This window comes from Pseudoduganella sp. UC29_71 (assembly GCF_042693265.1).
Lineage (GTDB): Bacteria > Pseudomonadota > Gammaproteobacteria > Burkholderiales > Burkholderiaceae_D > Rugamonas.
In genome coordinates this window covers 1,986,991-2,005,286 of sequence record NZ_CP170549.1, presented here as the reverse complement: position 1 = coordinate 2,005,286, position 18,296 = coordinate 1,986,991, and the positions used below count along the sequence as shown (strand labels likewise).

Genomic DNA, 18,296 nt, shown 5'->3' with positions numbered 1-18,296 from the left:
CGCGCGCCTTCAGAACCACGCCGCCAGCTCGACGGCCACACTGCGGCTGGCCTGCGCGCGGTATGCCACATCGGTCGCCTCGCCATGGCCGCCGCCGAACAGGTTGTTGCCGGTGACCGACAACGCCAGCGAGGGCCGCAGCTTCCAGCCGAAGCGCATGTCCACCGCCGTGTAGCCCGGCACATCCGGGGCGGACAGCGCCGCAACCCGGCGCAGCGCCAGGTCGAATTCGCGCTCGTCCGCCAGCTGCCAGCTGGACCGCAGCGACGCGGTGTAAGACGGATCGCGCCCCTTGCGCGTCAGCGACTCGCCCAGGTCGACCACGCCCGGCTTGAGCCAGGTATCAGTGTGCTGCGCCGTGACTGCGCCGCGCAAACGCCAGGAAGGCGTAAGCTGCCAGCTAGCCCAGGCCTCCACGCCACGCGAAGCGCCCATCATGCCATTGGCGAACTTGAGCTTGGGCTGTCCCGGCACCTGCTCCTGCGTGTGCAGGTCGTCGTACAGCGCGCGGTAGAGATTGACCGAATACAGCACGTCAGCGCCTGCCTGGCTGCGGAACCCCAGCTCGAAAAAGCGCGCCACTTCCGACTGGAAATCCGGCCCGCCGACCAGCAGATAGGGCGGCACGCCCGGCACCACAGGGTCCCGGTCCAGCCGCGACGGCGCGCGCACGGTGCGCGACACGGCGCCCCACAGGCGTACTGTCCGCCCCCACCTTCCACGCCAGGCGCGCGTTTGGCAGGAACTCGTTGCCGGTATAGCCGTTACGCTCGGCGCGCAGGCCCAGCGTCAGGCGCCACGCCTCGCCCAGCGTCACCTCATCCTGCGCGAACAAGCTGGTCCAGCGCATCGTCTGCCGCGCGGGCATAAAGCCGAAATACGGGCTGTTCTCCAGGCGGTCGTTGGCCTGGCGATACTGGCCGCCGGCGGTCAGCGCGTGGCGTCCGATCGGCGCCATGGTGTACTGCGCCTGCAAGTCCACGATATCCAGCTGCTCATCGAAGAACGGCGCCACGTTGCGCTCGGTGCGGTCATAATAGGCTTGCGCCTGGATGCTGCCGCCATCTCCCAGCTGCCGCGTCCAGCGCGCCAGCAGATTGCCGCCGCCCAGTTCCAGGTTCCCGAGCGGGACGCTCAATCCGGTAATGACGATGCTGCCCGGCAGGGGATGGCCCTTGCGGGCGCGGTAGATGTCGCCCTGCGCGGTGTAGCTGTCGGCGCCCTGCTTCCAGTCCGCGCGAAAGCCTGCCTGCACCTTGTGCCAGGCGTCGTCGATCTCCTTGCCGGAGGCCGTCTCCGTATTCCGGACCGAAAAGGCCTTGGCATAAATCCGGTATGCGCCGTTCGCCCCCAGGGCCGCGCCGTAGCGCGCCGTGCCGTCCGTGCGCGCATTGCCGCCGCCAAGCGCCACGCGCCCGCCCTGCGTGGCGCTGGCCTGCTTGGTGATCACGTTGATGACGCCATTGACCGCATTGGTGCCCCACAGCGTGCCGCCAGGGCCGCTCACCACCTCGATGCGCTCGATGTCCTCCAGCGGCACGTCCTGCGCGTCCCAGAACACGCCCGCGAACAGGGGCGTGTACACCGAGCGGCCATCGACCAGCACCAGCAGCTTGTTATTGTCACCGGCGAAGCCGCGCGCGGTGACGCCATAGGTGCCCGAGTTGACTTCGAAGACTTGCAGATTGGGAGCGAGGCGGAGCGCCTCAGCGAGGCTGGAAGCACCGGAGCGGCGCAGGTCGGCGGCGGAGATGACATAGACAGCGGCGGGAGCGTCCGCCAGGCGTTCTTCACGTTTCGACACCGAGGTGATGCGGACGGCGCCCAGTTCTTCCAGCGACATGCTGGTGAAGTTGTCCTGAACAGGATAGGCATGGGCTGCATGGGTTGCCAGGCTAAGCGCCGCGCCGGTCAAGCAGCGTTTCAGGGCCATAAGCATCTCCCGCAGTGACAACACTGCAGCACATAATACGCGTTTCGCGGCAAAGTGCATACGCATCAAAAAAAGAGCAATGCAATGGCCTCGTTATGCGTCTTCTTTATATAATGCGCGCCATGAAACCGCTCATCCAAGCATTTTTCGACACCGCCACCTCCACCGTCACCTACGTCGTCTACCAGGCAGACGGCGGCGAATGCGCCATTATCGATTCGGTGCTGGACTACGATCCCAAGTCCGGCCGCACCGCCACCCGCTCGGCGGACCTGGTGCTGGACTTCGTGCGCGCGCACCAGTTGAAGGCCGTGTGGCTGCTTGAAACGCACGCCCACGCCGATCACCTGTCCGGCGCGTCCTATCTGCAGCGCCAGCTGGGCGGCCGCATCGCCATCGGCGCCGGTATCCGCGCGGTGCAGCACGCGTTCTCGCATGTGTACAACAGCGGCGGCGGCCAGGACCTGGCGCGCTTCGACCACCTGTTCGAGCCGGATGAGGAATTCATGATAGGCGGCCTCACGGCGCGCGCACTGCATGTGCCGGGCCACACGCCGGCCGACATGGCCTACCAGATCGGCGACGCGGTCTTCGTCGGCGACACCATGTTCATGCCGGACGTGGGCACGGCGCGCTGCGACTTCCCCGGCGGCTGCGCCCGCACGCTGTACCGGTCGATGCGGCGCCTGCTGGCGCTGCCGCCGGAAACGCGGCTGTTCATGTGCCACGACTATCCGCCGGCCGGCCGCGAAGCGCGCTGGGAAGTAACCGTCGCCGAACAGCGCGCCGACAATATCCACGTTCGCGACGGCCTGGGCGAGGCGGAGTTCGTCGCCATGCGCACCGCGCGCGACGCCACGCTGCAGATGCCGGTGCTGATCCTGCCTGCCATCCAGGTCAACATCAGCGCCGGGCATCTGCCGGAGCCGGAAGACAATGGCGTGCGGTACCTGAAGATACCGCTGAACGCCATCTGATCTTACTTCTCCACCACCGGCGCGCGGCCCAGCGGCTGGTCCATATTCGCCAGGAACCATGACAGCGTGGACATCACCGCCACATGGCGGCGCAGATGGTCCGGGTCCACCTTGTCCAGCGTGTCGGCCGGGGTGTGGTGGTAGTGGAAGTAGGTGGAGGTGTCCACGTGCGGCTGGAACAGCGGCACGCCGTCTTTTTCCAGCAGCGACAGGTCGGCCGCGCCCACGTGGTCGTGGCGCGTGAAGGCATTGGCGCCGATCGGCAGCAGCGCCGCCTGCAACGGTGCAAAATACTTCTCGGCCTTCGGCTCCACGCTGGCAATGACGCCGAATGGACGGCCGGCGCCGCCGTCGCTTTCCATGGCGGCGAACTGCTTCAGGATGGTGTCCTTGTTGGCCGCGTGGTAGGCGGCGCCGCCGCGCGTGCCGTTTTCCTCGTTCATCCACGCGATCATGCGGATGGTGCGGCGCGGCTTCAGGTTCAGCGCCTTCAGCGTTTGCAGCACGCCCATGGCGCCCGCCACGCCGGCGCCGTCGTCATGCGCGCCGGTGGCCAGGTCCCACGAATCCAGGTGGCCGGAGACGATCACGATCTCGTCGGCCTTGTCGGTGCCCGGCAGGTCGGCGATCACGTTGAAGCTGTCGGCTTCCGGCAGGTTCTGCGGGGTCAGCGTCAGGTGCATTTTCACCGGGCCGCGTTTCGACAGGCGAGCGATCAGCATCGCGTCTTCGGCCGTCACGGCCGCTGCGGGAATCCGGTTTGCTTCGCTCAGCGCGGTGGCGCCGGTGTGGGCGATGCGGTAGTCCGCGCCGCCGACCGAGCGCACCAGGAAGGCCGCCGCGCCCATTTCCGACGCCACTTTGGGACCCAGGGTGCGGTAGCGCGAACCCTGGCCGTAAGCCTGGCCGGCCAGGCCGCGGTCGGCCATTTCCTGGTCAAACTTCACGTCGGCCAGCACGATGGCGCCCTTTACTTCGGCGCCGCGCGCCTTCAGCTCGTCGAAATCGCGCACCACGATCACCGGCGCGGTGAGGCCGGCGGCCGGCGTGGCGCCGGAGCCGCCCAGCGCGGTCAGCACCACGCGCTGGCTCAAGCCGGCCGGACGGCCCGCATAGTCCACCAGCTCCGCCTTTTCCTCGCCGCGCACCCAGTGCGGCACTTTCACCGGCTGCAGCGTCACTTTGGCGCCCAGCTTGCGCATGGCCTCGGCCACTTGCTCCACGGCCGCCGCCGCGCCGGGGGAGCCGGACAGGCGCGGGCCGATCAGGTCCGTCATGTCGGCCAGGCGCTCGAAGGCGTAGTCACTTTTCATCGCTGCGTCGCGGATCTGTCGCAGGGTGGCGGGGTCGTTGGCTGGGGCGGCGATCGCGCCGGCGCCCAGCATGCAGCTCATCAAAACGGTCAATACAGTTTTCATGCGGTTCCTATGTGAGTTCTCGTTATGGATAGAAGCGAGGACGGAAACGATAACGTATTTAATAATGTTGCGCACGAGTTTTTGGATTTACACTAAGGCTTTCTGCCCTGACGGAAGCTGCCCATGCTTAAAGGACAACTGTGCACGGTGCGCCACCTGCTCACCGCCGACCTGAACGCCTTCATCGCGCTGGCCAACGACCTGCCATCGCGCGGCGATTATTTTTCGCAGCAGTTCAAATCGCCCGAGGTTATGCGCAGGGAGTTCATGCAGAACGGCTTCGTCACCGACGACAGCGAATTGTTCGTCGTGGAGGACCGCGCCCACCACATCGTCGGCGTCATCACCCACTTCAAGAGCCGCACGCCCACCACCCGCGAGATCGGCTACCGCCTGCTGGAACCGGCGCTGGCCGGGCACGGCTACATCAGCGAAGCGGTGCAACTGCTAGTCGATTACCTGTTTAAAGTGCATGTCTGGCATCGCCTGGAATTGCTGACCGCGCCCGAGAACGCTGGCTCGGTGCGCATCGCGCAAAAATGCGGTTTTACCGCCGAAGGCGTGCTGCGCGGGGCCTTCTTCATCAACGGGCGTTATCAGGATGTCAGCGTCTACAGCCTGCTGCGCCCCGAATGGGAGCGCCGCCGGGCGGCTTTGTAAGAATGTGTATATTCGTTCCGTGTGCGGGACGGACCCGGCTATAGTGATACTCATACGACGGCAACACGACCATTCCGGTCCTGGCCGAGCAAAGGGGAACACCATGCTGAACAAAAAATTCCTGGGTGCGGTAGCGTTGCTGGCCACCGTTGCCGTCTCGTCTTCGGCCATGGCCGCGGGCGACCGTGACTTCAACACCGCCGCCGGCGCCGTGATCGGCGCGGCCATCGGCAGCCAGAACGGCGGCTCGGGCGGCGCAGTGGTCGGCGGCCTGGTCGGCGCGGCAGTCGGCAATAGCCTGAGCGGCGGCGGACGCCACCACGGCGGCGGCTACGTCTCCACCCGCGTGTACGCGCAGCCGGCGCCGGTTTATTACGCGCCTGCGCCGCAACCGGTGTACTACGCGCCAGCGCCGCGCTACTACGAGCCTGCCGTGGTTTATGTGGAACCGGCCCGTCCGTACTACTACCGCGAATCGCGCCGCGACTACTACTATGACCGTGGCTACCATCACGGCCACGGCCGCGGTCACGGCCACCGTTAATCGCATCCCTGTAAGACCCCTTAACGGCCTCCGCCCCTCCGGCGCAGGCCGTTTTTTTGCGTCCCTCCGCTAGCTTCCCGCAACGGCATGCCGCCGTCCGGGGAGCACCATGACAGCCAGCGACACCATCATCACCCTTGAACTGGGCCACTACCGCCTGCGCGAGCGCATAGGCGGTTCGGCCTATGGTGTCATCTGGCGCGCCGAGGGGCCGCGCGGCACGCGCGACGTGGCGCTCAAGCTGATCAATGAAGCGCACATGGCGCGCGCCCTGCCCGCCCAGCGCGAACGCTGGATCGCCAGCGCCGAGAACGAAATCACCTTCCTGCAGCTGCTGGAGCCGTGGGACGAGCGCCACATCGTGCGCCTGCTCGACAGCGGCTGGCACAACGGCCTGCCGGTACTGGCGCTGGAGCTGCTGGACTGCGACCTGGCCAGGCACCTGAAAGCGCTGCGCGGCCGGGGCGAGCGCCTGCCGCTGGCGCGCCTGCTGTCCTGGATGGCGCAGCTCAACCAGGCACTGGCCAAGGTGCATCAATACGGCTGGCGCTATCTGGACCTGAAACCGGCCAATGTGCTGGTCGACGCGCACCTGGGCGCGGTCAAGCTGGCCGACTTCGGCACCAACCGGCGCCTGAGCGCGCTCGGCGAGCATTCCTACGCCGGCACCGCCAATTGGCAGGCGCCGGAGCAGTTCTTCCCGGCCGGCGGGGGTGGCTATGCCACCGGCCGCCAGAGCGACTATTTTGCGCTGGGCGCGCTGTTCTACTTCATGGCCACCGGGGGCAAGCAGCTGCGCTACTGCGGCGAGTGCGGCCAGGCCTACCGCGAGCATCACACGAACGGCGCGGATGTCCTGCTGCGCCGGCACGGCGGCCTGCCCGCCATCCTGCAGGCGGACGAGGAAGCAAGCTTCGTTCAGGCGATCAGCGACGCGGCCGATGGCGGGCAAGAGCGCCGGCCGTTCACGTCCGCCCCCGCCACGCACGCCCCCGCGTACGCCCGGCCGGACGCCACCGCGAACGCCCCCGCGAACGCCACGCACGCAACGCCCGGCGCGCACACAACGCGCGCTCCGCACACTGCCCAAGCCGCCCTGCGCCTGCTGCGCCATCTGCTCGCTGCCGCCCCGCAGGCGCGCCCCATCCACGCTATCGACATCAGCCGCCAACTCGCCGCCATCGCGCAAGCCGGAGGTAGCGAAAGTAGCGAACGAAGCAATAGCGCACCGGCACGACCCGATTTGCAGCCCGGCGGCGCGCGCGCCAGCGGCGGCAACTGGCTGCCGCCGCGCCAGGTAGGGCTGGCGCCGGCCCATGCCACGCACTGGTGGCATGCCACAGCCGGCCAAGTGCAGGCCAGCTGGCACAGCGACGCGGAGGCATGATGGCCGGACAAACAACGCACGGCCGCCTGTTCGCCGCCACCGCCGCCGCGCTCGCCGCGCTGACGGCGCTGCAAGCCTGGTCCCTGCTGCGCGCACCGGCGGCCTGGTCTCCCGCCGCCATTGACGTCCGCCTCGCGCCCGGCGAGCAAACCACGCTGGGCGCGCACGAGCTGGCAGCGCCGCAGGCCGAGCGTGCGCACCTTCAGCTAAGGCGCGACGCGCACGGCGCCTGGCTGCTGCGCAACCTGAGTGCCGCCCGCCCGGTGGTGCTGCACCGCGCCGGCGACGACCAGCGCATGGGCAGCGCGGCGCTGGCCGGGGCGAGCGGATTCCAGATAGGCGGCGCCGTGTTCAGGGTGGAGCCCGGCGGCGCGGACGGCAAGGCGGTGGCTTTCCAGTACGCTGGCAGTGGCTGGCGCTACGACGGCGCCACCCTCTACCGCGACGGCAGCGCCCAGCCTGCCTGCCCGGACGCCACAGCCGCCGCCCACCTGGCCGCGCTGTGGAACCGCGCCGCGCCGCAGGCCGTCACTGTAGCGCGGCCGCTCGTCTTCGGCGGCAACCTCCATTGCGGCAACCGCCTCGGGCTGGAGGGCATACCGCCCGGCGCCGCCACGCTGGCCCGCAACGGCGACCAGCTGCTACTGAGTGGAGGGGCCCAGGACGACGGCCGCACCGCGCTGCGCATCAGCCGCGCCGGAGTGCAAGCCAGCCTGCGCCAGGAAGAACAGCCGCTGGCCGGCATTCTCGCCTTCAGCATCGGCCGCACCCGATTCCAGCTCGCGCCGCCGGCTGCCGGCTCTCCCGGCGCCGGCACCGCAGGTTCCGGCGCCAGCCCCCGGTTCGCCTCAGCGGACAACAACGTGCTGACCTTCGCGCCCTCGCGCCACGTGGCACTGTTCACAGTCCCGGACGCGCGCCTGGCGCCCCAAGTAAGCTGGCACTGGCAGCAACGGGCGCTGTGGAACCTCGGGCAAGCTCCGCTGGTAGTTGCGCTGCTCGCCGCCGCCATCGCTGCCTTGGCGGCCTCATTCGCGATCACCCGCCGGGCCGCCACACGCAGCGCAGCGCGCCCTTCGCCGGCACCGATCCGCATCGCGCCAGGGGCGGCTTGCGTCACTGCTGCGGCGGCCGGTGCTGCGCCGGCGGCCGTCTACTTTGCGCCAGCGGCGGCCGGTTTCGCGCCGGCGGCAGCCTACTTTGCGCCAGCGGCGGCGCGCGCTGCACCGGCGGTGCGAGCGGCGGCTGCGGCGGCGTTATTTGCGGCGGGCGTGGCGGCCGTGGTGGCGCAGCGGGCCGGGCATCCTGCCAGCGCCGCGTGCTCGCTGCTGCTGGGTGCCGCCGCACTGGCGTTGTGGCTATGCACGCCCAAGCGCCTGCCCGTGCCGATGGCCGCCGCGCTGGTCCTGCTGGCCACCGGCCTGCTGGCACAGCTCGAACTCGGCCTCGGCGCCAGCGTCTCGTCCTGGCTGCGCTACTACCAGAAAAGCACGGCCCTGCTTGCGGCAGGCAGCGGCGCCGCCGTGCTATGGCAGCTATGCCAGCAGTGGCAACTGCGGAGCGCCCGCGCGCGCACCGCCATCTCCCAGCGCACCACCGAATGGCTGCTCGCCGGGCTGGCCGCCTGCTCCCTGGCCGCGCTGGCCGCGCAAGTCCTGTGGGGCGACGAAACCGGGGTATTCGACTTGCAGCCCGTGGAACTGGCCAAGCTCGCGCTCACCGCCCTCACCGCCCACTGTCTCGCCCTGCGCATGGGCTGGAACGACCCCGGCTACCGCCAGCCCGGCCACGCGATACGCTGGCTGCAGCTGGCCGCGCCCGCGCTGCTGTTCCTGGCGCTGCTGGGTTTCGCCCTGGTGCAGGTGGACGACTTCTCGCCGCTGATCCTGCTGCTCGTTTGGAGCATGGCCATGGCCTTCGCCTACGCCATGGCCGCCCGCAAGCGCGCCATGGCCGCCGCACTGGCCTGCATCGCACTGACGGCGGTAGCAGCCATCGCGCTGGTACGGGACGCGGGCGCCGACGGCGTGGCGCAATGGCCGCTGGCCGGCAGCTTCTACGCCGACCGCTTCCAGGTCTGGCTCGCCCCGGCAGCCCATCCGCACACCGGCCAGCAGCTGCTGCTCGGCGCCCGCGCCATTGCGGACGGCGGCTGGTGGGGCGCGGACAGCATGCTCGGCCTGCGCTCGCTCGGCCTGTCCGCAGGCAGCGCCGTCAACATCCCCGCCGTGCAGGACGACTTCGCGCCCGCCTTCTTCCTCAACCGCCACGGCCTGCTGGGCGCCGTGCTGCTGTGGACCGCGCAAGCCGCGCTGGTGGCCGGCCTGCTGCACGTGGCCGCGCGCGCCGGCGCCGCCGCTGCACGGTCGCGCGACTTCCGCCAGGCCTGGCGCGGCCGCTTCCGCTGTTTCGCCCTGTGCGGCGGCGCCGCATTCCTGTTCGGCCACCTGCTGCTGTCCTGGGGCACCAACCTTGCCATCTTTCCCATCATGGGCCAGCCCATGAGCTTCCTGTCCGCCGGCGGCAGCCACCTGCTGTTTTTCCTGTGCCCCCTGCTAGCCTGCTGTGCGGTCAGCGCGCAATCTTTAGAGGAGAATGAACATGCCGATCTACGTCCAACATGAAGTCCTGGGCCGGATTCCCGACGTCTTCAACGCCGAGGCCATCTGGCAAGCCCCCGGCCTGGCGCTGTTTTCGCGCCGCCCTCTGCTGCGCGACCTGCTTGAACGCTGCCCGCGCGAACATCGCGGCCGCGCCGCCACCCGTTGTTTCTCGCATGTGACGCTGATGCTGCCGCAGGACGAGGTGGACGACGACTACCATCTCACGCGCGGCACCCGCGCCCGCGAACTGGCGCAGACACTGGCCGCCCTGCACCAGAAAGACTTCGGCGACCTGCTCGGCACCGACCAGGTGCGCTACGACGTGCTGGGCAAGGAGGAGCTGGCGCCGGGCGAAGTGGAGGTGCGCTTCGGCCACGCGGTCTACCTGCCGGCGCCGGACGAGAAGGCACTGTTCAACATCAGCGTATCGCGCGACAGCGCGGTGTGGAAGCCGGTGTGCCCCGTGTATTCCAACCAGCGCCTGGCGCTGATCGGCGGCAGCGAGGCCATGGCCAGCTATGTGGCCAGCGGCTGGCCTTTCGGCGACGACGGCGCCATCCTGCTGCTCAACGACGGCCCGGATGCGCAGCCGGTGGTGCAGATGCGGCCCAAGGACGCCTTCGATTGCAGCTTCGACGCCAGCCAGGGCCACTACGTCATCAAGTCCAAACGCGGCACCGTGGATGCGCAAGGCGTGCCTGCGCGGCTGCTGCTCAAGATCAGCCGCAGCAGCTCTGCGCCGCCGCTCGCGCCGCGCGGTCCGGCCGGCGCCATGAGCGCTGCGCAGGCGGTATCCGCCCCGGCGCCGGCTGCGGCCGCCGCCGCGCCCGGCCGTGCGGCAGTCTGGCAGGCACGTCCTGCACTGCCTGCGGATGCCGGCGAACTCACCGCCGTTCCCATGCCGTCGCGCCGTTCCGCAGAGCGCAGCGGCGAGACCGATGCGACCTATGCGCCTGTGGAACAACGCCAGCGCGTCAGCCTCGTGGCGCTGGCCCTGCCGCGCCTGAGCCGCTACCGCGACACCGGCGCCAGCACGCTGGAGGTGCCCTTCAGCCAGGCGCTGGGCCTGAACGCCGACCCGGCAGCCGGCACGGCCATCAGTTTCCTTGTCAACGACCGCGACGAGCTGTATGCCTGCACCGACAGCGGCCGGCAGCGCGTCGAGGCGCCGGCCAGCTTCACGCCGGTGGACGCGCGCGCCATCCGCCTGCTGCCCGCGCCGCCTGCGATGGCGGAACGCTATTGCGCCACGCTGTGCCTGGCGCACCCCATCAGCACCCCCATCGCCATGGGCGCGCGCTTCCAGTTCGGCCGCAGCACGCCGGCGTTGGCCGCCCTGCGCGTACTGGACTCGCCGCGCTTCCTGAATACCGGCAACCGTTCAGATGACGACACGGGCAGCGGCACGCGCGGCGGAAACGACAACCGCAGCGGCGGCGGCAACGGTGGCGGCGGCGGCAGCGGCGCCAGCGCCGACCGCCTCGGCCTGTCGCGCAACGCCTTCAGCTTCGAGGCGGCGCCGCAGGGCTTCCGGATCGGCCGCCTGTCCGCCTCGCAGGCGCTGTACCACCTGGATGAACGCATGGAATTCGTCGCCAAAATAGGCGAGGCCAGCGCCGACGCGCCCTACCTGCTGCCAGCGGGTCACCACCTTGTCGCGGGCCATTACGTGCTGCGCTTTGACGCGTGAGCGGCGCCATGCGGATCGATTCCTGCTACAGCGCCGCCGCCTGGCTGGCCGGCCTGGCCGTGACGCTGGTGCTGGCCTCCTGGCTCACGCCGCGCGAATGGTGGCGCCGCCCCACGCTGCGCAACCTGTGCATCGCAGGCCTGGGCACATGGGCCTTCGGCAGCCTGATACTGCATTTCGCCAGCGCACCGCTGCCGCAACTGGCGCAGGCGGGACTGCCCACGGCATTCTCCCCCGGCGGCGCGGGGGCGGGCGCTGGCGATGCCCATACCGGCACGACAGCTGGCACGCCAGCCGGCGAGCCAACCAGCCGCCCCATCGGCACGCCCAACGGCGCGGCCGCCCGCAACAGCCGCATTGCCGCCCTGCCCGCCCTGACCGCCCACACCGGCAGCCCCGGCAGCGCCGCGCCGGCCCACCAGATCCGCCCTTTCCGCGTGCACCGCGACCTGAACCTGCGCGCCGCCGCCAGCGTGGACGCGCAGCGCCTGGCGCTGGTGCCGGCCGGCGCCAGCGTCCTGCCCACCGGCGCGCGTTCCGGCGACTGGTGGGAAGTGCGCACGCTGGCCGACGGCCAAAGCAGCACGGGCTGGGTCAGCAGCCTGTGGCTGCGGCGCACGGCGGAATGAGCATGGCGTCCCTGTTCGAAACGCTCAACTTCGGTTCCGCCCTCGACATTGCCGCCCGCAGCGCAGCCAGCGTCAGCGTCGTAGACAGCGGAAGCGGCGGCCAGGTGCTGGAGAACCAGGACAACCTGGTCCTCATCGACGCCGACGGCCGCGCCATCATCATGCACGCGCAGATCGAACGCACGCTGCAGCTGCCGCACTGGCCGCGCGGCCATGTGCGCCTGGCCGTGCTGGACGGCATGGGCGGTCACGGCTACGGGCGGCAGGCTGCCGAAGCCGTCGCCGCCGGCCTGCTGCGCATGCCCGCCTGCGCCACGCTGGACGAACTGACCACCCGCCTGGATGCGCTGCACGCCCGCCTGCAGCAGCAATTCAGCGTGCCCGGCGACGCCGGCCGGCCGCGACGCCCGGGCACCACGCTCACGCTGCTTGAACTGCCGCCGCAGCAGGCGCCGCTGCTGTACCACGTGGGCGACTCGCGCCTGTACGAAATCACGCCCGGCCAGGCGCGCCCCCTCACGATAGACCATGTGCCCGCCACCGCCTTCGCCATACAAGGCATGCTGGACGCACAGGAGTGGTGGCGCCAGGTGCACGGCGAACACCGTCCGCAGATTGCGCAGGCCTTCATCCTCGGCAACGCGTTCGCCGATCCGCAGCGCCTGGACGATGCCCTGTGCGCACTCGACGGCGCGCGCCTGCCCGATTTCCTGCAGCCCCTGGCCGACCGGCGCGCCCTCGCCGTGCGCAGCGATGCCATCTACCTGCTCGCCACGGACGGCTTCTGGGCCTGTCGCCGCCCGCAGGAATGGATCGCGCAATGGCCGCAACTGCTGGGCTGCGCCGCCTCCGCCGCCGACGCCGTCGCCGCCTTGTTCGGCAGCTACCGCAGCGCCCCGCCGGCCGGCCTGCTGCTTGATAACCTGACAGCGATCGCGCTGCGTTTCAGCACGGTGAACAACGCCGACAATGTTGACGAAACGGCACTACCATTGGCGCGCACGATGCCGTTTTGATCACGGCAATGTTGCATCCCGGCCCGGATGGTTTAGCCAGGCGCAAATATTGGCCGCAACCGTTGCCAGGGACTGCCAAAAGCGCGTAAGCTCTTGGTTATGCCGCCGGTCCTACAGCCATGAAAAAATGCAGTAACTCCGACCACCCGCACTGCACTTTCTGGGTCCTTCCCGGTGAAGAAGCTTGCGCGGGAGGACATCAGCAACCTGCAGCCGCGTCCACCAGTTACGAATTGCTGAGTGCGATGCGCAGCGCCCGTGCCGCCTCCCCGGCCGCGGCGTCCAGTCACGTCCCTGCAAACCTGCCCGCGACCGGCCTGGCCGCCGCCCCCGCCTACCAGGGCGCACGGCCGCGCCCGCAGTTGCACATCAGCGGCTTCGACCCGCGCGCGGCAGGCGGCCGCCAGACCCTGAAAATGGAGTTGCGCGGCATGCCCGACGATTGCGCGCCCCAGCTCGCTATTCAACTGCAGTCTGAACTGATACCGAACGGCGCTTCGCGCCAGCAATTCGTACGCGCGGCGGACGGCAGCTGGCGGCCCGCCTTTGTGGAATTCACGTCGAAGAACAAGGAGCACGGCCAGTACCAGATCAGCGCCGAGGTCATGAGCCAGCATGCCGGCATGGCCACGCGCCGCTGGGAATGCGTGTTTGTCATCCTGGTGCCGCGCCTGGACGCCACGCTCACCGAAATCCACCGCATCTTCCTCAGCACGCACAAGAACGTGCGCGTGATGGCCGATGACGCCTCCATCGCCCGCGTGAACGCGCAAGGCGGCGACAGCCTCGATATCGACGTCACCGCGCGCAACGCCGGCATCGCCCACGTCAACCTGGACGCGCCGCAGGGCAAGGTGGACATGGGCTTCTCCACCATCGCGTGGGATGAAGACCTGATCGAAATCGCCGTGCCGCGCGCGGAGCCGGTGCACCCGCACCCATCGACGGCGGCCAGCTTTGTCAACGCCGCGCCGGAAGCGGGTGCGCAGCGCCAGGTCCGCCTGTTCGCGCTGGACGAATGCGTGCTGGGACGTTTTGAGCTGGTCGATCCGGAAGCGGACGTGCTGCTGCAGCACTTCACCGACGGCGGCCCGGAAGCGAACGGCCTCACGCGCCGCCTGTCCGGCCGCCATGCCGTGATCCGCCGCGCCGCGCAAGGCGGCGGCTTCGAAATTGAAGACGTGTCGCGCTACGGCGTGCTGCTGGACGGCGTCTGGCCCGGCAAGAACAAGCCGGTGCGGCTGCGCCTGGGCATGCGCATTGAAATGAGCGCCAGCATCAAGGGCATCGTCGTGCTGCAGGTGTCGGCCATCATGCCGCATGGCGTGATCCTGCACCGCCTGGACCAGGGCGCGCACGCCGAGTGCCTGCTGCTGCTGGCGCCGAACTGCCACCCCGGCTATCCAATGCCGTCCTTCCCGGCCACGCCGCAAGCGGCCGCGCTGCCGCTGATATTGCACCACGACGGCGGCTTCTGGCACCTGGACCAGCTTACCGGCAAGGAAACGGCGCTGGCGCCGTCCGCCTCCATGGAAAAGCTGAGCCGCATGCCGCGCCTGACGCGTTTCGCCAGCGAACCTTATCCGGAAAGCTGGATCATTCGCACCGGGGCGCAAGACCTGCACAGCACCATCGCTGCGCAGGACGTGCACACCGCCTGAGCCATTACAGCGGTGTCGGCTCCTTGTCGGCCGGGCGCCTGGGCAGCGGAATGCGCTCGGTTTCGCCGGGCACCTGGGCGAAGCGCATCGCCTCCCAGTCCTCGCCCGCCTGCACCACGCGCTCCTTGCGCGAGGACACAAAATTCCAGAACATGTAGCGCCGTCCGTCCAGCGGTTCGCCGCCGACCACCACGAACTGCGCGGCCGACCTGGCCAGCACGCGCTGCGCGCTGCGCGTGTCCAGCAGCGCCATGGTGTGCAGCGCCAGCGGCACGCCGTCGATTTCCAGCTCCCCGCTGATGGGGTAGATGGCCGCTTCTTCCGGCAGGCCGGCCAAGCCGATCTCCTGGTCCGCCTTCAGCGCCACGTCCAGGTACAGCGTCTGGCTGTAGGTCTTGACCGGCGAAGTCTTGCCGAAGGCGGCGCCCATCAGCACGCGCACGCTGGCGCCGTCCACCTGGAAGGAGGGAATCTGCGCCGACGGCGTATGCTCGAAGCATGGTTCGCACTCCTCGAACGCTTTCGGCAGCGCTACCCACAGCTGCAGGCCGTGCGTGCGGTGCGGCTGGTCCACCAGGTCCTTGGGCGTGCGCTCGGAATGGACGATGCCCTTCCCGGAAGTCATCAGGTTGATGGCCCCTGGTTCGATGCGCTGCACCGTGCCCAGGCTGTCGCGGTGGTCCATCGCGCCCTCAAACAGATAGGTCACTGTGGCCAGGCCGATATGCGGGTGCGGGCGCACGTCGTGGTCCGCGCCGGGCGCCACGTCGATGGGACCGAAATGGTCGAAGAAGATGAACGGGCCAACCGCCTGCTTCACGGCCGAAGGCAGGTAGCGGCGCACGATGAAGCCGCCGCCAAGGTCCTTGTCGTGGCCTTTGAGGATAGTAGAGATGGTCATGGGCTTACCCCAGCACGGTGCTGATTTCAGTGGTCACCGCCGTCATCAGCTTGTGGACCGGGCATTTCTGCGCGGCCGACAGCAGTTCGGCGCGCTGCGTTTCGCTCAGGTCGCCAGTCAGGTGCACCGTCGCGGCCAGGCGGTACACGCCTTTGCGCTCTTCGCTGTCGTCGCGTTCCGTGGTCACTTCCACGTTCTCCAGCGCATAGCCCTTGCGCCTGGCGTACCACACCACGGTGAGGGCCTTGCAGGCGCTGATGGCCGCATCGTACAGGTCGTGCGGGGACGGGCCGGCGTCGTTGCCGCCTTCCTCCACCGTGCCGTCGACGGAAATGATGTGGTTGCGCACATGCGCGATGTGCCGCATCGGCAGCGACTGGTCACGGATTACTTTGATAGACATGGGCTCCTCGCATGCATAAGTCTTGGAAGCCACAATGTACACCGTTTGCGCATGATTCGCCTATCCCATACGCCCATCTACACAGAATGCACATCTCATGACCTAGCTCAAACAGGGGCCGCATATACCTGGCAATCGCCGCTTGCGCTCAATACAGTCAAAACGTGCGGGGACAACCATGGAGACCATCATGAGCGAAATCACAGGCGCCATCGATTTAAGCAAGATCCCGGAAGACGAATTCGATCCCGAGCTGGAGCTGCGCGTGGCGGTGGTGCGCGACGGCGTTGTGCTGGGCTCCAACGTGGTCCAGGCCGGCAACCGCCGCGAGCCGGTGCGCTTTGCCGTCCAGTTCGAGGCGCCGCTGCTGGCCGGCGCCACCCTGCCATGCCCGGTGCGCCTGCTGATTGGCCCCAACGTGGGAGACATGGAACTGCTGGGCATCGATACGCTGAGCCACGTGGTGGACCTGGCCGGCCAGCGCTCCGACACGGACGACGGCGGCGACGCCACGCCCGGCGCCAGCTACGAAGTCAGGGTGGACGTGGGCGTGCTGGCGGTGGACATCGCCATCTACCACTGCTGGCTGTACTGCTGCCGGACCTACACGCTGCGCGGCCGCGTGGTGTGCCGCCGCTGGCACTACAATCCCGCCACCGGCCAGTGGAGCTTCTGCGACGCGCCCGTGCCCGGCGCCACCGTCGAGGCCTACGACGTGGACCGCTTCTTTTTCTGGTACCACCGCGACCTGATCAAGTCCGCCGTCACTGACCTCAACGGCAATTTCGTCATCCGCTTCCGCTGGTGCTGCCTGCGCTGGCGGCCATGGCTGCTGCAGAGCTGGGCGCTGGACCACGAGCTGGCGAACCAGATCCAGGACCTGCTGACGCGCTACCGCATCCCCCTGCCGCCGGTGCCGGTGCCGCCCTCGCCCGACCCGCTCTACCTGCAGCAGCTGGCGGCGCATGCCACGCGGGCCGGCGCCATGCCGCTGGCCCGCATGCCGTCCGGCCAGGGCGTGGCGGACGACGCCATTTCCGCCGAGGCGCTGCTGGCGGTGCTGCCGCCCTCGCCGGAACTGGCGGCCCTGCACATCTGGCCCTGGTGGGACCGCAACGACTGCGCGCCGGACGTGGTGTTCCGCGTGACCCAGCCGTGCGGCGGCGCGGTGCGCGTGATCCGCACCGAGAGCAATACGCAAACGCGCTGGGATATCCCCACCAATCTGCATGTCACCCTGCTGGCCAACGACCAGGCCTGCTGCCTGCCGGTATGCTACGACCCGGACTGCCCCGAGTGCCTGCAGGTGACCTTCGTCGGCTGCGTCAGCACCAGCCAGATCGGCGACGACGACGTGCCCCCGTTCCCGGACCTGCGCGGCTACGCCTACACGGCGCTGCCGTCGCCGGAAGACCGGCCCTTCTACGGTTCGCTGCGCATACGCGGCGGCGTGGGCAGCGACGTGGACTACTTCAAGGTGCAGATCTCGCGCGACGGCGGCGTCTGGACCGACCTGCCGGTGCCGGCCTTTGAAGGCTTCCAGCGCAACTACTGGGACGGCAGCGGCCAGGCCGTGGAGCCGGCGCCCGCCTTCACGCCCATCGTGAAGAACGGCCAGACCGTCATGATCACGCGCCAGCACTACGAGGCGCTGCATCCGGCCATTCCGCGCTTCGGCGGACAGGTGATCTGGTACGACCCGGACACGCTGTTCTACTTCGATACAACGGCCAACCCGGCCATCACGCCAGACGCCCTGTACCAGCTGCGCTTCATCGGCTACTCGGCCGACGCGGCGGACAACCTGGTGCTGTCCAGCGCCCGCGTGCTGCCGGGCTGCGGCCAGCAGGAGGCGCAGAAGGTGTTCATCCGGGTGGACAACCAGGCCATGGTGCATCCGGCACCCACCGCCATCCATCCCTGCGGGCCGGGCACGGTGCACGACTGCACCAATGAGCCGGACTGCTACATCCGCAGCATCTGCGTCAACGAGGGCAAGCCGGGCGGGTACTGCATCAACGCCTGCGACATGGTGCGCCTGTCCGCCAACGACACGCTCACCGTGCATTTCAGCGTTACCGTGCCCTCCACGGTCCAGGACGGCCACCTCGGCGGCTACACGCTGTTCGCGGAATACGGCGTGGCGCAGACCTTCCAGATCGGCACCGGCGCGCACGGCACCTTCAGCGCCGACCCGACCTTCGAAGTGGGGCCGACCTATCTCGAGGCCCTGTCGCAGGGTGCGCCGCGTCCGCACTGGTACGGCGGCCATTACAAGGTGACGCTGCGCGGCAGCGATTTCGACCGCTGCTGCGCCTACATCCTGCGGCTGCGCGCCTGGAAGCGCACCGCCAACTGCGGCGCACCCAGCCTCACCCACCACAACGAGTTCGAGGTGGCGTTCACGATATTGCGGCCGGAGCTGTGTCCGGACATCTGCCCGGAACCGGGCGACGATAGAGGCTAGGTAAGGG

General features: G+C 69.0%; 15 protein-coding genes. 10 read left to right on the top strand and 5 right to left on the bottom strand.

Features of this window, described 5'->3' with window-relative positions:
* Window positions 1-9: 9 nt before the first annotated feature.
* Window positions 10-654, bottom strand: a complete 645-nt coding sequence (locus tag ACFJI2_RS08840; protein WP_377705814.1) for a TonB-dependent receptor domain-containing protein — start codon at window positions 652-654, stop codon at window positions 10-12.
* Window positions 536-1,933, bottom strand: a complete 1,398-nt coding sequence (locus ACFJI2_RS08835) for a TonB-dependent receptor plug domain-containing protein (RefSeq protein ID WP_377704663.1) — start codon at window positions 1,931-1,933, stop codon at window positions 536-538. The genes ACFJI2_RS08840 and ACFJI2_RS08835 overlap by 119 nt, the downstream gene beginning before the upstream one ends.
* A 122-nt stretch (window positions 1,934-2,055) precedes the next feature.
* On the opposite strand from ACFJI2_RS08835, the gene ACFJI2_RS08830 reads away from it, so the two are divergent.
* Window positions 2,056-2,910: an MBL fold metallo-hydrolase gene (locus ACFJI2_RS08830; protein ID WP_377704662.1), complete on the top strand. Its 855-nt coding sequence runs from the start codon at window positions 2,056-2,058 to the stop codon at window positions 2,908-2,910.
* A gap of 2 nt (window positions 2,911-2,912) precedes the next feature.
* On the opposite strand, the gene ACFJI2_RS08825 is transcribed toward ACFJI2_RS08830, so the two are convergent.
* A complete protein-coding gene (locus tag ACFJI2_RS08825; RefSeq protein WP_377704661.1) occupies window positions 2,913-4,328 on the bottom strand; it encodes a M20/M25/M40 family metallo-hydrolase in 1,416 nt (471 codons plus the stop codon).
* Window positions 4,329-4,451: 123 nt separating this feature from the next.
* Here ACFJI2_RS08825 and ACFJI2_RS08820 point away from each other — a divergent pair, with 123 nt between their 5' ends.
* The 8 genes from ACFJI2_RS08820 to ACFJI2_RS08785 all read left to right on the top strand — a co-directional run bounded on the left by ACFJI2_RS08820 (window position 4,452) and on the right by ACFJI2_RS08785 (window position 14,518).
* Window positions 4,452-4,988, top strand: coding sequence for a GNAT family N-acetyltransferase (locus ACFJI2_RS08820; RefSeq protein ID WP_377704660.1), 537 nt, complete (start codon window positions 4,452-4,454; stop codon window positions 4,986-4,988).
* 103 nt (window positions 4,989-5,091) lie between these two features.
* The gene (locus ACFJI2_RS08815) at window positions 5,092-5,532 is read left to right on the top strand and encodes a hypothetical protein (protein ID WP_377704659.1); all 441 of its coding nucleotides are present in this window, start codon (window positions 5,092-5,094) and stop codon (window positions 5,530-5,532) included.
* A 109-nt stretch (window positions 5,533-5,641) separates the two neighbouring features.
* Window positions 5,642-6,919 carry a serine/threonine-protein kinase gene (locus ACFJI2_RS08810; protein WP_377704658.1) on the top strand — a complete coding sequence of 426 codons (1,278 nt, stop codon included), beginning with the start codon at window positions 5,642-5,644 and terminating at the stop codon, window positions 6,917-6,919.
* Window positions 6,919-9,543 (top strand): FtsW/RodA/SpoVE family cell cycle protein, encoded by a 2,625-nt coding sequence (locus ACFJI2_RS08805; RefSeq protein WP_377704657.1) that lies wholly within the window; start codon window positions 6,919-6,921, stop codon window positions 9,541-9,543. The genes ACFJI2_RS08810 and ACFJI2_RS08805 overlap by 1 nt, the downstream gene beginning before the upstream one ends.
* Window positions 9,521-11,212 (top strand): hypothetical protein, encoded by a 1,692-nt coding sequence (locus ACFJI2_RS08800; RefSeq protein WP_377704656.1) that lies wholly within the window; start codon window positions 9,521-9,523, stop codon window positions 11,210-11,212. The genes ACFJI2_RS08805 and ACFJI2_RS08800 overlap by 23 nt, the downstream gene beginning before the upstream one ends.
* A gap of 8 nt (window positions 11,213-11,220) precedes the next feature.
* On the top strand, window positions 11,221-11,841 hold the full coding sequence (locus ACFJI2_RS08795; protein WP_377704655.1) for an SH3 domain-containing protein: 621 nt from the start codon (window positions 11,221-11,223) through the stop codon (window positions 11,839-11,841).
* A gap of 2 nt (window positions 11,842-11,843) precedes the next feature.
* The gene (locus tag ACFJI2_RS08790) at window positions 11,844-12,857 is read left to right on the top strand and encodes a PP2C family protein-serine/threonine phosphatase (RefSeq protein ID WP_377704654.1); all 1,014 of its coding nucleotides are present in this window, start codon (window positions 11,844-11,846) and stop codon (window positions 12,855-12,857) included.
* A gap of 245 nt (window positions 12,858-13,102) precedes the next feature.
* The gene (locus tag ACFJI2_RS08785; RefSeq protein ID WP_377704653.1) at window positions 13,103-14,518 is read left to right on the top strand and encodes an FHA domain-containing protein; all 1,416 of its coding nucleotides are present in this window, start codon (window positions 13,103-13,105) and stop codon (window positions 14,516-14,518) included.
* Window positions 14,519-14,522: 4 nt separating this feature from the next.
* On the opposite strand, the gene ACFJI2_RS08780 is transcribed toward ACFJI2_RS08785, so the two are convergent.
* Together ACFJI2_RS08780 and ACFJI2_RS08775 are read right to left on the bottom strand one after the other, a co-directional pair.
* On the bottom strand, window positions 14,523-15,419 hold the full coding sequence (locus ACFJI2_RS08780) for a pirin family protein (protein WP_377704652.1): 897 nt from the start codon (window positions 15,417-15,419) through the stop codon (window positions 14,523-14,525).
* Between the two features lie 4 nt (window positions 15,420-15,423).
* Window positions 15,424-15,822 carry an OsmC family protein gene (locus ACFJI2_RS08775; RefSeq protein ID WP_377704651.1) on the bottom strand — a complete coding sequence of 133 codons (399 nt, stop codon included), beginning with the start codon at window positions 15,820-15,822 and terminating at the stop codon, window positions 15,424-15,426.
* Window positions 15,823-16,012: 190 nt separating this feature from the next.
* Here ACFJI2_RS08775 and ACFJI2_RS08770 point away from each other — a divergent pair, with 190 nt between their 5' ends.
* On the top strand, window positions 16,013-18,289 hold the full coding sequence (locus ACFJI2_RS08770; RefSeq protein WP_377704650.1) for a hypothetical protein: 2,277 nt from the start codon (window positions 16,013-16,015) through the stop codon (window positions 18,287-18,289).
* Window positions 18,290-18,296 lie beyond the last annotated feature (7 nt).